The following is a 12,766-nucleotide window of genomic DNA, read 5'->3' on the forward strand; positions in this document are numbered from 1 at the left end:
CAGGAGCCTCGACAGTTCCGGGGCAACGCGACGAAGGCGCCGCTGTCGGGGCCCCCAACACAAAACTGCGAAAACAACCCCATGCACAGTAGCCAAGTCATTGCAAACGCTCACGTCGCCAAATCTTAGGATTTTTCGAAGCCAAATTTGACTCGTCGGGCAAAACAGGGGCAAGATGTCACCATCAAAATGCGCGTGGGTGGTGCTCGTTCTCCTGCGCTGATCAGAAGCGAGCGGGAGTGGAGGCGATCGCATGACGGGGAATGAGGCGGAGCTGCCGCTGTCGGGAGTGACGGTGGTTTCGCTGGAGCAGGCGATCGCGGCGCCGCTGGCGAGCCGGCACCTCGCCGACTGGGGCGCGCGGGTGATCAAGATCGAGCGGCCGGGGACCGGCGATTTCTGCCGCGACTACGATCATGTGATGAACGGCATGTCGAGCCAGTTCGTCTGGACCAACCGTTCCAAGGAAAGCCTTGCCATCGACATCAAGAGCCCCGAGGGTCGCAAGGTGCTCGATGCCTTGCTGCCGCGGGCGGATGTCTTCATCCAGAATCTCGCGCCCGGCGCGGCGGAGCGGCTCGGCCTCGATGCCGCATCGCTGCTGCGCAGATTTCCGCGTCTGATCGCCTGCGACGTCTCCGGCTATGGCACTGATGGCCCCTACAGCGACAAGAAGGCTTACGATCTGCTGGTGCAGTGCGAGGCCGGCGTGCTCGCCATCAACGGCACCGAGGCGGAGCCGGCGAAGGTCGGGCTTTCCGTCGTCGATATCGCCACCGGCATGTACATCCTGAACGGCCTGCTGATGGCGCTGTACGCCCGCGAGCGGACCGGCAAAGGCACGGCGTTCCAGGCCTCGCTGTTCGATTCCATCACGGACTGGATGAGCTATCCCGCCTTCTACACTGAGAGTACCGGCCGGCCGCTGCCGCGCACCGGCGCCAAGCATGCGACGATCGCGCCTTACGGCCCTTTCCGGGTCGGCGACGGCAACACCATCTTCTTCGGTATCCAGAACGACCGGGAATGGCGGTCGCTGTGCCGCATCGTGCTCGGCGATGCCGCACTTGCCGACGACCTGCGCTTCCGCACCAATCCGCTGCGCATGCAGAACCGCGACGAGCTGCAGGCGCATATCGAGCAGCGCTTTGCATCCATGACCAGCGAGGAGGTGCTGCGGCTGCTGGACGAAGCCGCGATCGCCAACGCGCATCTGAATTCGGTCGAGGCTTTCTTAGCTCATGAGCAGCTTCATGCCCGCGCGCGGGTGAGAAGCGTGGGATCGCCGTGCGGAGAGGTGATGAGCTTCCTGCCCGCGCTCACGATTCCCGGCGTGACGCCGCGGATGGATCCGGTGCCTGACGTCGGCGAGCATAACGAGGCGATCCTCGGCGAACTCGGCCTCGTTAAGGGAACGTGAGAATGGTCTCGCTCCGGCCGACGCGGGCCTATCTCGCCGTTCCCGCCCATCGCGCCCGTGTCGTTGCCAAGGCGGCGGCATCATTGGCGGACGCGGTGTTCATGGACCTCGAAGACGCCGTGCCGGCAGGCCAGAAGGGCGTTGCGCTGCAGGAAGCCGTCCGCGCGCTGTCCTCGCTCGACTGGAGCAACAAGCACGTCGCAATCAGGCTCAATGCCAATGGCAGCCCGTTCATTGCGGAGGAGATCCGCACCCTGGCGGCCCTGCCCCGGCTGGATGCCTTGATCGTGCCGAAGGCGGAGCGGGTGAGCGACATCGTCGCCATCGCCGATCGCTTCCGTGCAGCCGCGCCCGATCGCGCCGCGCCTGTTACGCTCGAGCTGCTGATCGAGACCGCGCTCGGTCTCGTCAATGTCGACGCGCTCGCCGCCTGCCACGACAGCGTGGCCGCGCTGCATCTCGGCGTCGGCGACCTCGCAGCCTCGCTGGGCGCCCGCACCTCCGACATCGGCATCTCGCCGGACGGCTATCGCCACGTCGGCTCCGCGCAGAGCGGCTACGCCGCCGCGCCGCTCGACCTGTTCGCCTATCCCATGATGCGCCTGCTGGTCGCCGCGCGCGCCTTCGGCCTGCGCGCCATCGATGGCCCCTGCGGCGCATTCCGCGATGCCAGGCTGACTGAGGCCAGCGCGCAAAAGGCCGCGGCGATGGGCTTTGACGGCAAGCAGGTGATCCATCCCGACCAGATCGAGGTGACGCTGCGCGCGTTCACGCCGTCAGCCGAGGAGCTGGCCCAGGCGCGGCGGATCGTCGAAGCGATGGAGCAGGCCGAGGCGCAGGGCCAGGGCGCGGCGACGCTGGACGGCAAGATGATCGACTATGCCAACGTGCGCATGGCGCGCCGGATCATCGGGCTGGGGTCGTAGCGGCGTTGGGGTTGAGTCCCCCTGCGGCGCATCCTTCGAGACGCCCGCTTCGCGGGCCCTCAGGATGAGGATGGCGTGCGCGGCGGCAGTTTCGACGGGCACCAATGCCGTTGAGCCTCATCCCGAGGAGGCTGCGAAGCAGCCGTCTCGAAGGACGAGGCCTAGGCAGCCCAGTCCATGATCGCGTCGATGAAGGTCTGAGCCTGGCGGATCGCGTCGAGCCTCGTCGCACAGACACCGACCGACACTGTTCGGCCCTTTCCGACAGTCCACTTCCAACCAGCCGGGTAGCTCATCTCAACGACCGAGAAGCTTACGCCGCGATGTTCCACGGAGAACCTCCGCTAACATGTTGCCGTGTCTGAAAAGGCTACTCCAAATGGCGAATTTGTCCAGCCGAACGCGAGGCCCACAATTCGCTCGCGCGGCTTGGATATAAGCGTTCAGGAGAGCGCATGGAGACTTTCCGGGAAACTCAAGCGGCTCGCATAGTACTGCGCGGGGTTACGGTGACAGGGGTTGCGGTGACAACATCGATGTCGCCCGATGCTGTGGCACTGTCACCGTAATACGGTGTCCGGCGCAGTGGCGCTGGGGACGCTGCTGGCGGCGGTGACGTTGCCGGTGGTGGTGTGGGTCGTGGCGAGAGGGAGGTAGGACAGCACGGTTCCAATCATTTTGCCTTTGCACGCAAAGGTCGCTAGGCTGCCCCGATACACATTACAGGGAGGGGCACATGGCACAGCGCGAAGAGATGCTTGCATTGATCAGGACCGCCTACGCCGCGCGCGGCAAGGGCGACATCGAGGGCTTGGTGACGGCTTTTCATCCCGAGGGCCACTTCACCTTGACGGGCGATAAGAGCGCGCTCGAACTGACGGGGCGCATGGAGGGCCACCCGACCCTGCGCGCGGCTTTCACTCAGTTCACTGACACCTTCGGCTTCGAAAGCCGCGAGATCCTGGCTGAGCTGGTCGACGGAGATCGCGTCGCAGTCCATTCCCGGGTTCTCGTTCGATACAATCCGAGCGGAAAGACTTTCAGCACCGAAATCCTGGACCTGTTCAGATTTCAGGATGGCAAGATCGCCGAGCTGATCGAGTTTGCGGATACCGCGCAGATCAAGGCGGTGATCTCCTGACGCGCGATAGCATAGGGTTGGAGCCTCCTCTCGCGCGAAGGCGCTGCCGAAGAGTGGCCAGATCGACAAATGATAGCGAAGGGCGCACGATGGGCCGTGTAATAAATCGGATGCCGCCCCATTGATCGAGCGCAGGGCTCGTGCAAAGTCAGTGCATGCCAAGAGTGAACCCAGAAATTTTGACTTGGGCGCGAGAAACCGCAGGGCTTTCCCTGGCGGACGCCGTTCAACGCCTAGGCATAAACGAGGCGCGAGGGATCGCTGCGGTCGACCGTCTGGCCTCAATCGAAGCTGGCGAAAGGGAGCCTAGCCGAAGCCTGCTGGTCAGGATGGCCAAACAGTACAGGCGGCCGCTCGTCACATTCTACATGAGCGCTCCTCCGAGGAAAGGCGATCGTGGCGAAGATTTCCGAAATCTTCCGGATCGCCTCCGAGACACACATGGCTTGGTGGACGCATTGGTGCGCGACATAGGCGCCAGGCAAAATACAGTCCGCGCCGTTCTGGCGGATGAGGAAGAAGCAGAGCCTTTGCCGTTCGTTGCGTCAATGAGCATGCGCGACGGAGTTGGCGCAGTGTTGTCTTCAATTCGGCGCACAATCAAACTGGACTTGGCTGAGTTTCGGGCCCAAGCGTCCCCGGAGAGCGCATTCGCTTTGCTGCGTTCGCGAGTCGAGGCGGCCGGCGTCTTCGTCCTTCTCATTGGCAACCTTGGCAGCCATCACACTGCGATCGACGTGGAAACCTTCCGCGGATTTGCTCTGTCCGACAACATTGCACCGTTTGTTGTTTTAAACGACCAAGACGCTCGATCCGCGTGGTCGTTCACTTTAGTGCATGAATTGGCGCACCTGTGGCTTGGGGCTACTGGCGTCAGCGGCGGTTTTGCAGAGGCGCAGATAGAAACATTCTGCAATGATGTGGCCAGTGGTTTTCTCTTGCCTGCGAATGAGCTGGCCTTAGTCCAGGTCGACCGAAAGACTGATGACGATACCGCCGCAAAGCGCATCGGTGACTTTGCGCGGGAGCGTCATCTGAGCGCGTCGATGGTGGCCTACAACCTCTTTCGGGCAGACATCATAACGGAGGCAACGTGGCGGACCGTGTCGGCGTTGTTTCTCGCACAGTGGCGGAAAAGTCGGGACGCTCAGCGCGAGCGACAAAATGATAGCACCGGACCCGACTACTACGTGGTTCGCCGGCATCGACTAGGTTCGGCATTGCTCAACTTCGTGTCGCGCAATATGAGCGATGGAGCGCTGACCCCAACAAAAGCCGGCCAGGTCCTTGGAGTTAAACCGAGGAGCGTTGCTCCCTTGCTGAATGTGGCTGGCCTTCCAGGTCGCGCGGCGTAGGGACCAAGAATGCTCTACCTGCTGGACGCCAACGTACTGATTACCGCCCACAACCTATACTATCCCGTCGATGGCGTACCAGAGTTTTGGGCTTGGATCGCGCACAAGGGCACCATCGGCGAACTCAAAATGCCGCAAACAGGCGCTGCTCTTCGACGAGGAAGCCGATCCAGCGCTCGTGGCGCGCGTTATCAACGAAGGGTATGCGGCAGATTTGACAGACGACGAGATTCTTCAAATTGGCCGCGATCCATTCCTAATCGCCTACGCCTTGGCCTCACCGGCCGAACGGTGCGTGGTAACGACGGAGGTCTCCTCACTGAGAAAGCAGCGTCAGAACCGGCGGATACCCGACGTCTGCAGCACCATGGGCGTGTCGTGCTGCCATACGTTCGCGATGACTAGGTGTGGAGCCTCAAGAGGTTGTCCTCGGTTAGACCGAGCCTGCTGATCGGCGTTTGAGATCTTATCCCGCCGTGGGGGCGATGCCAGTTGTATCGATGGAGCCAACGGGGCAACTCCTCTGCGCGGCGGTCGGAGGTGGGATAGGCTTGCGCATAGGCCCACTCCCTGAGCGCGGTCTGGATGAAGCGTTCGGCCTTGCCATTGGTTTTGGGCGTATAAGGCCTGGTTCGCTTGTGCTTGAGGCCGAGCTCCTGGCAGGCGTCGCGGAAGTCGAAGGCTTTGTAACAACTGCCGTTATCGGTCATGACCCGGGTGACGGTGACGCCGAGGCCTTTGTAATAATCAATGGCCGCTTTGAGGAAGGCTACGGCGCTCTCGGCTTTTTCATCGGGCAAGATCTGGGAGAAGGCGACGCGGGAGTGATCGTCAATGCAGACGTGGACGAATTCCCAGCCGACCCTTCGGTTGTTGCTCTGACCGGTGCGATCGCCGGTGATGCGGTGGCCGATCTTGTCGAAGCGGCCGAGCTTTTTGATGTCGATGTGGATCATCTCGCCCGGCGTTTCGCGCTCATAGCGGCGCACCGGCTCGGCCGGCTCCAGGTCGCGTATCCGGTTCAGTCCCAAACGACGCAGAATGCGGCTCACAGTGGCCGTCGATATCTTGAGTTCGACCGCGATCTGCTTGCCGGTGTGGCGCTGGCGCCGCAAGACCTCAACAGCGGTGCATGTGGCAGGCTCTGTTTGGCTCGGCAGTGAATGAGGTCGTGACGAGCGGTCGCGCAAGCCATCAACGCCTTCCATGCGGAAACGGCCGACCCATTTGGCAACCGTTTTCGGCGTCGTATTGAACTGGCGCGCCGCGGCTGCTTTGGACAGGCCGAAATCCACGACGGCACGAACCATCGCCTCTCGACCTTTCGGTGTCAGGGGAGCATTCTTGTGGGTGTCCATTCGGTTCTCCGCGAATCGCTGTGGTTTGGCGACTTCAGAGTTCCCGGTCAGGGCCGAATGGACAACCTCCTGAAAGACCACAACTAGGGCGCTCGGTTTCAAAACAGGTTGGGCACCTTGAAACTGAACGGGGGACAATTGGCCAGCGCTTCACGCGGCGTTGCCTTAGAGGATTCCCGTCGCCCCGACCGACGATCCCTTGGGACCTTCGGGCTCGACCGAAGCATCGCTGACAATGATACCGGCTGCGCTGGTACAGTTGGGTGGGCTCGAACCACCGACCTCCTGTTCCACAGACAGGCGCTCTAACCAACTGAGCTACAACTGCATCCTTGCGAGCCGCGCCTTGGGGCGCCTTGAAAAGGCCGGTCACCGAGGGGGCTGGACGGGGCGGAAACTAGGTGCAACGGCCCGGTTTGGCAAGGCCGCAATGGGGTGAAAAACCGGCGGAAATCACCCTCGGTGCGAGGAAATCGGGTGGGGTGGCCGGCATCGAGGTGTTGCGCTGCCTCTACCACCTTTGGCGGCACTCCCCGGGGGGAAAGAGCCCTCACCCGTCGCCCTGCGATGCTTCGCATCGCCTGGCGCCGGCCTCTCCCGCGCGCGGGAGAGGCGAAGAAAAAACCCGGGCCTTTCGGGCCCGGGTTTCGCTGGCTCAAACCGGCCGCTCCGCTCAGGCGGCGGGCTGGTAGTACTTCGAGGCGCTGGCCTTGATCGGCTCGGCGGTCTCGGCGGCGACGCGCTGGGTGAGCTCGACCAGCTCCTTGGCTTGGGCCTGGAAGGTCTCGAACTGCTTGCGGGTGTGGCCGGTCCACAGCTCCAGCGCTTCCGACGGCGACTTGGCGCCGAACAGCTGCTGGGCGAAGTCGAGCTGGGCGCTGGAATTGGCCTTCATGAACTCGACCAGCTTGGCAGTGTACTCGCTCGCGCCCTTGGAGGCGGAGGTGAAGACGGCCTCGACGGTGCCGTTGTGGGTCTCGGCGGCGTCCTTGAACTTGGCGTAGTTCTCGCGGGCCTGCGACACGCCCTTCTCGGCGAACGCACGCATCTGCTCGGGAACCTCGAACGGGATGATCGAGGCAGAAAACGGATCAGTCGCACCTGTCATGTTGGTCCCTCACGCTAAAGAAAAAATGGAGTGAGCCTTCTGGCGCGCCCGCCGGCCCCGACCATGGGCCCCTCGCATTGAGCGGGAACGAAGACTGGAAACGCGAAACAATTCGAGATGGCTCGCCCAGCGCCACAACTATGGCTGCCTATCATGTCAACATTGTGCATCGCAACGCGGCAGAGACGTGCGATGCGAAATTTAATCCAGATGAGGGGTGAGGTTCCGCAGCGGGAGCCACGGGTTGAGGGCTGGAAGCGGCGGCTTTCTTACCCTCCCCTGGAGGGGGGAGGGTCGATCGCGCGCAGCGCGAGCGGGGTGGGGTGATCTCTCCCCGCGGGGACCGCCTGTGGGGAGAGACTGTCACCCCACCTCGGTTCGCTCTCCGCTGCGCTGCGTGCGAACCGATCCTCCCCCTCCAGGGGAGGATGGGCACCGCGGATGCCGCAAGGTGCATCTCCTCGCAAGCCGGCCTGGTGACGCGAATCCCTTGGATGCAACATCGGCTCGGCTTGCGGGGGTGGCGGGATTAAGGTTATCGCCGCTTGGGGGGCGCTTGCGGGCTTTGGGCCGTGGACCTGGTCGCGCCTTCCGGGCGATACTAACCCTTTCTTAAGGCTGTCATTCCCGGCAGCCGCCACACCTGATGCGTGAGTGACAGCCGGCCTGATGACGCGTTCGGATTTCCAGTTGCGAGGGGTGGGCGATCCGCGGCTGGTCGTGCATGCGACCTCTGCCCTGCCGGCCTGGCTGTGGTCGACCGACGGCGCGCGCGTGCTGTGGGCCAATCCGGTCGGCGCCAAGCTATTCGGCGCGGCCAACAGCGCCGGCCTTGCGGACAAGGTGTTCGGCCCCGCCGACAGCCATCGCCGCCAGGTCGTGCGGCTCGCCCGCCAGCTGCCGGGAGGCGGCGCCATGCGGCTCGAGCGGCTGCGCGGCTTCGGCGCCCGGCTAGGGGCGCTGATGACCTGCGCCTGCGCGCGGCTCGACTTTGCCGATGGCGGCCATGCGGTGCTCGTCATCGCGATGGACCCGACGCTGCGCACCATGCCGCTGGTCGAGCGGCTGCATCGGCTGGTCGCCGGCGCCAAGGTGCCGATGGCGGCGTTCGCGCCGGACGGATTGTTCGTCGGCGCGAGCGAGGCTGCGCACTCCCTGCTCGGCTTCCGCGACCTGTTCGAGGCCGGCCTGGACCGGGCCCGCAGCGATGCGCTGGCCACCGGCCGCGCCGCGACGCCGATCGGCATCGGCCAGATGGTGCTGCAACGGGTCGGCCAAGGCGCGGATGTCGGCCTGGTCGCGCTGATCGAGCCGGCCGCCACCACAGCGGCGCGCGATGCCGCGCCTAGGGTCGCGGCTGCGGCCGCAGCGCCGGAGGGCACGCAGCCGGCGCCTCCGGACGAGGCGCCGTCTGCGATCGCGCTGTTCGACGCTTTCGCCGAGCCGGCCGAGGCACCGGTCGAGACGAACGAGCCGAATGTCCCGGAGGCGCCCAAAACTCCGGTTGAAAACCAGCCGCAAGCCATTGTGTCGCCGCAGCCCGCGCCGATCAATGCAGGCATGGTCGAGCCGACTTCGGGCCAGTGCTCTTCGAGCCAGAATTCTTCGGACCAGAACTCTTGGGGCCAGCAAGAGCCGCCCGCACCGCGTCAGCATCCACTGCGCTTCCTCTGGCAGATGGATGAAGAGGGCCGCTTTATGCTCGGCTCCGATGAATTCATCCGCCTGATGGGCACGCACACGGCCGCCGGCTTCGGCCGCCCCTGGCGCGAGATCGCCGCGGAATTCTCGCTCGATCCCGAGGGGCGCGTGGCAAAGGCGCTCGAAAGCAAGGACACCTGGGCCGGCATCACAGTGAACTGGCCGGCCGACGGCGGCGAGCACATTCCGGTCGAGCTCGCCGGACTGCCGGTCTATGACCGCAACCGTCAGTTCGCCGGCTTCCGCGGCTTTGGCGTCTGCCGCGATCTCGACGCGCTCAACCGGCTCGAGGCGCTCAGGCGCTTCGAGCTGCTCGTCGAACCGCCGGCGCAGGATCGCTCCGCTGACGCCGTCCCGCCCGATGCGGCGGCCGAGGCCGAAGCGGCGGCGGAAGCAGAGGCCGAGCCCGAAGCAGTGGCGGCGCCGCCGCCGATCGCGCCATCCGAGCCCGAGCCGGCACCCCAGCCTGAGCTACCAGAGCCCATAAGCGAGACGACTTCACACCCAACCGAACTGGACACGCCCGTGGAAACGCCTCCCAATGTCGTGCCGTTCCGCGCCGCCGGCGATACGCGGCCTCCGACGCTGACACCGGTCGAGAACAGCGCGTTCAACGAGCTCGCGCGGCAATTGTCCGAGCGGCTCGAACGCGAGCGTGAGACCATCGCGAGTGGCGCCGCCGAGCCGGCGGCGGAGATCGCAGCCGAAGCACCAGAGCCGGAGCCGCCGCAGGCGGCAGCCGAATGGCTGACCGACCCGGCACCGCCACCGCGCGGAATGAGCGCGCGCGACCGCACGCTGCTCGACCTGTTGCCATCAGGCATCCTGATCTATCGGCTCGACCGCCTGCTCTACGCCAATCCCGCCTTCCTCGCCCGCATGGGCTATGACAGCCTGAACGCGCTGGAGCATGCCGGCGGGCTGGATGCGCTCTATGTCGAGCCGGGCGTGTCGGCGGCCAGCAGCACCTCGCAAGACGGCACGCCTGTGACGATCAGCGCGACGGCTCCGAATGGCGAAACGCCGCTGGCGACGACGGAAGCGCATCTGCACACGATCGACTGGGACGGCGACGGCGCGCATGCGCTGATCTGCGCGCTGCCGCAGGCGGCGCCGATCGCCGCGGCGGCTGCCGTCGCGGAGACCGTGGTGCAAGCGGAGCCTGACGCCGCGGACGCGGAGCCTGCGGCCGGCGAAGCCGAGGCCGAGGATCTCGCCGCCATCCTCGACACCACGGCCGAGGGCATCGTGATGTTCGATGCCGAAGGCAACATCCACGCCTGCAACCGCAGCGCGGAGGCGCTGTTCGGCTATGACGGCGAGGCGCTGCTGCAGCAGCATCTGCTGACGCTGTTCGTGCCGGAGAGCCAGCAGATCGTCGCCGATTATCTGCAAAGCCTGAAGAGCCAGGACATCTCCAGCCTGCTCGATCACGGCCGCGAGGTGCTGGGCCGCGAGAAGAAGGGCGGCGTCATCCCGCTCGCGATGATCATGGGCCGCACGCGGCCGGACGGGCCGAACTTCTTCGCCGTGTTCCGCGATCTCTCGCACGCCAAGAAGGGCGAGAGCGAATTGACCCAGGCCCGCCGCCTCGTCGACGGTGCGGCGAACGCCAAGGCCGACATGCTGGCCCGCATCAGCCACGAGATCCGCACGCCGCTCAACGCCATCATCGGCTTTGCCGAGGTGATGATCTCCGAGCGCTTCGGCGCGCTCGGCAACGAGCGCTACGGCGAATACATGAAGGACATCCGCGCCTCCGGCGAGCGTGTCATCGCCATCATCGACGATTTGCTGGAGCTGTCGCGGATCGAGACCGGCAAGCTCGACCTGAATTTCTCGAATTTGAACCTCAACGACCTGGTCGAAGCCTGCGTGACGGTGATGCAGCCGCAGGCCAACCGCGAGCGCATCATCATCCGCACCTCGCTCGCCCATGCGCTGCCGCAGGTGAGCGTGGATGCGCGCGCGATGCGGCAGATCACCATGAACCTGATCTCGAACTCGATCCGGCTCGCCAGCGCCGGCGGCCAGGTCATCGTCTCGACCGCGCTGACCGACCGCGGCGAGATCGCGCTTCGCATCCGCGACACCGGCCATGGCCTTTCCGAGCGCGAAGTCGCTGCCGCGATGGAGCCGTTCCGCACCCCGCCGCCGGGCGATGCCGCAGACAATTCGGCACTGAGCCTGTCGCTGACGAAAGCGCTGGTCGAAGCCAACCGCGCGCGATTCAACATCAAGAGCGCCGGCCACGGCACGCTGATCGAGGTGGTGCTCGCGCCCGCGCTGGCGGGGGCGTAGGGCGCGGCACGCTTAAGCCGCGCGGACCGTCTCCAAAAAACCTGCTCACTTCGATCTTCAGCCGGCTGCTGTCGTTCGACAAGGATTGCGCCGCCATTGTCGAAAAGGCGAGCCGACTTGGAGCCGACTTGGGGTCAACTCGACGACAGACCACCTTCGACCTCGGCGGACAGAAGAACGGACATGATTTTCTGTCCCACTGGCGCGGCGAGGCTGCCGGCGGACAAAACCACCACGCCATTGCTCGACGGAGCATTTGCACCGTTTTGAACCCAGCTCTCAAATCCCATCCACGAGCTGAACCCTGGGACGCCGCCATCTTTCGACAAAACACGTCCCGCCGCGCCGGCGATTTTCGGAAAGAACCATCCAATTCCGACCGTGGGACCCTGCGACTGCACCTGGCAGGTGTCCGTCGTACCGCATTTGCCGCGGGCCGGGCCGGCCTGCTGCTGCGTCTGCAGGATGGCGAATTCCGTCGGTGAAGGCTGCAATTGGCCCATGTTGTAGAGCAGCCATTGCAGCATGTCCGAGGCGCAGCTGACGATCGACCCGCTGCCGAACTCCATCGGTGGGCACGGCAAATAGCTCTGACCCACTTGGAAAGGCTGCGTCCCGTCATATCCACACGCCATGCCGGGAACTTGGCTCGTCGTGAACAACGCGGTGCTGCCCATGCCGAGATCCGCGCACAGCTCCGCGAGTTGCACGTTGTACTCGTCATAGACGTCGACGTAGGTGTTCTGCGGGTTGACGCCGGCAATAGCCAGGAGAGACCAGGCAAGGTTTGAATACGTGTAACACTGGCCCGGCGGACAGATCCAGGCCGAGTGCTGTCCGCTGTTGAACCAAGCGACGAGCTCGGTGAAGTTCTGCAAGTTGCCAGGCGGGCAGAATTGTCCCCGTGGATCGGGAGGCTCGCCATTGTCCTGCGGGAACCCCGAAGCATAAGTGACGATGTCGGCAACCGGAATCCCGCTTATCGCTGTCGGCAGCGAAATCGATGGCATGCAGGACCCAATCGTATTTCCATCATATGTGCCCTGAAGAGCGTAGAAAATTCTGGATGTGAAAACCTTCGAGATGGATCCGATTTCGAACAGGGTATTCGGCAGCTGCGCAGGGTCCACGACTTGATGGTTCGAGTCCCAGACTGCAGTAGAGGGAGAGAAGAACTTTGCGGAGGGAGCGCCGGAGCCGTCAAAGTCCGTGAAGACGTAGACTGCCATCCCCATGTAATCGCTGACGGCGCCGTCTATGATGCTTTGGATCGCCGAGCTCGGGTCCGAAAAGGCCATTAGGGCCCCCCATTGCAGCTGCATCGCAAGCAAGCTCTAGCATCTTTCGTTGCAGTTGTCTTTATTAGAATGGCACCGTAGAGGTTGATCGCGTGATTTGATCGTGAAAAGCGCTGCAAGTTCCCGCAGCGCTCAAAAAAAACACGGCGCTTGCGGCG

The 12,766-nt window shown here is 64.2% G+C and carries 9 protein-coding genes, 1 tRNA gene and 1 pseudogene; 7 read left to right on the plus strand and 4 right to left on the minus strand.

Annotated elements, in window-relative coordinates; all coding sequences use genetic code 11:
- Positions 1-253 precede the first annotated feature (253 nt).
- The 6 genes and pseudogenes from N2604_RS35685 to N2604_RS39490 all read left to right on the plus strand — a co-directional run bounded on the left by N2604_RS35685 (position 254) and on the right by N2604_RS39490 (position 5,293).
- The gene (locus N2604_RS35685; RefSeq protein ID WP_260372619.1) at positions 254-1,420 is read left to right on the plus strand and encodes a CaiB/BaiF CoA-transferase family protein; all 1,167 of its coding nucleotides are present in this window, start codon (positions 254-256) and stop codon (positions 1,418-1,420) included.
- A gap of 2 nt (positions 1,421-1,422) precedes the next feature.
- Positions 1,423-2,346, plus strand: coding sequence for a CoA ester lyase (locus N2604_RS35690; RefSeq protein WP_260372620.1), 924 nt, complete (start codon positions 1,423-1,425; stop codon positions 2,344-2,346).
- A 736-nt stretch (positions 2,347-3,082) separates the two neighbouring features.
- On the plus strand, positions 3,083-3,487 hold the full coding sequence (locus N2604_RS35695) for a nuclear transport factor 2 family protein (protein WP_260372621.1): 405 nt from the start codon (positions 3,083-3,085) through the stop codon (positions 3,485-3,487).
- A 155-nt stretch (positions 3,488-3,642) separates the two neighbouring features.
- A complete protein-coding gene (locus N2604_RS35700) occupies positions 3,643-4,842 on the plus strand; it encodes an XRE family transcriptional regulator (RefSeq protein WP_260372622.1) in 1,200 nt (399 codons plus the stop codon).
- Between the two features lie 9 nt (positions 4,843-4,851).
- Positions 4,852-4,920: pseudogene (locus tag N2604_RS39485) on the plus strand (DUF4411 domain-containing protein); the annotation flags it as partial.
- 136 nt (positions 4,921-5,056) lie between these two features.
- Positions 5,057-5,293: a DUF4411 family protein gene (locus N2604_RS39490; RefSeq protein WP_311740035.1), complete on the plus strand. Its 237-nt coding sequence runs from the start codon at positions 5,057-5,059 to the stop codon at positions 5,291-5,293.
- Here the strand turns inward: N2604_RS39490 and N2604_RS35710 are convergent.
- The 3 genes from N2604_RS35710 to N2604_RS35720 all read right to left on the minus strand — a co-directional run bounded on the left by N2604_RS35710 (position 5,244) and on the right by N2604_RS35720 (position 7,308).
- On the minus strand, positions 5,244-6,200 hold the full coding sequence (locus tag N2604_RS35710; RefSeq protein ID WP_260376379.1) for an IS481 family transposase: 957 nt from the start codon (positions 6,198-6,200) through the stop codon (positions 5,244-5,246). The genes N2604_RS39490 and N2604_RS35710 overlap by 50 nt on opposite strands.
- A gap of 251 nt (positions 6,201-6,451) precedes the next feature.
- Positions 6,452-6,528 (minus strand) — tRNA-His (locus N2604_RS35715).
- Positions 6,529-6,873: 345 nt separating this feature from the next.
- Positions 6,874-7,308, minus strand: coding sequence for a phasin (locus tag N2604_RS35720; protein WP_260372623.1), 435 nt, complete (start codon positions 7,306-7,308; stop codon positions 6,874-6,876).
- A 669-nt stretch (positions 7,309-7,977) separates the two neighbouring features.
- On the opposite strand from N2604_RS35720, the gene N2604_RS35725 reads away from it, so the two are divergent.
- Positions 7,978-11,310, plus strand: a complete 3,333-nt coding sequence (locus tag N2604_RS35725; protein ID WP_260376380.1) for a PAS domain S-box protein — start codon at positions 7,978-7,980, stop codon at positions 11,308-11,310.
- A gap of 134 nt (positions 11,311-11,444) precedes the next feature.
- Here the strand turns inward: N2604_RS35725 and N2604_RS35730 are convergent, their stop codons facing one another.
- Positions 11,445-12,608, minus strand: a complete 1,164-nt coding sequence (locus tag N2604_RS35730; protein ID WP_260372624.1) for a serine hydrolase — start codon at positions 12,606-12,608, stop codon at positions 11,445-11,447.
- Positions 12,609-12,766: the final 158 nt, after the last annotated feature.

The sequence above is a fragment of the Bradyrhizobium sp. CB1015 genome, from assembly GCF_025200925.1.
Lineage (GTDB): Bacteria > Pseudomonadota > Alphaproteobacteria > Rhizobiales > Xanthobacteraceae > Bradyrhizobium.

Coding starts and splice junctions, on each gene's coding strand:
- N2604_RS35720 (WP_260372623.1), bottom strand. CDS start 7,308: ATGACAGGTGCGACTGATCCGTTTTCTGCCTCGATCATCCCGTTCGAG.
- N2604_RS35690 (WP_260372620.1), top strand. CDS start 1,423: ATGGTCTCGCTCCGGCCGACGCGGGCCTATCTCGCCGTTCCCGCCCAT.
- N2604_RS35730 (WP_260372624.1), bottom strand. CDS start 12,608: ATGGCCTTTTCGGACCCGAGCTCGGCGATCCAAAGCATCATAGACGGC.
- N2604_RS35710 (WP_260376379.1), bottom strand. CDS start 6,200: ATGGACACCCACAAGAATGCTCCCCTGACACCGAAAGGTCGAGAGGCG.
- N2604_RS35700 (WP_260372622.1), top strand. CDS start 3,643: ATGCCAAGAGTGAACCCAGAAATTTTGACTTGGGCGCGAGAAACCGCA.
- N2604_RS35685 (WP_260372619.1), top strand. CDS start 254: ATGACGGGGAATGAGGCGGAGCTGCCGCTGTCGGGAGTGACGGTGGTT.
- N2604_RS35725 (WP_260376380.1), top strand. CDS start 7,978: ATGACGCGTTCGGATTTCCAGTTGCGAGGGGTGGGCGATCCGCGGCTG.
- N2604_RS35695 (WP_260372621.1), top strand. CDS start 3,083: ATGGCACAGCGCGAAGAGATGCTTGCATTGATCAGGACCGCCTACGCC.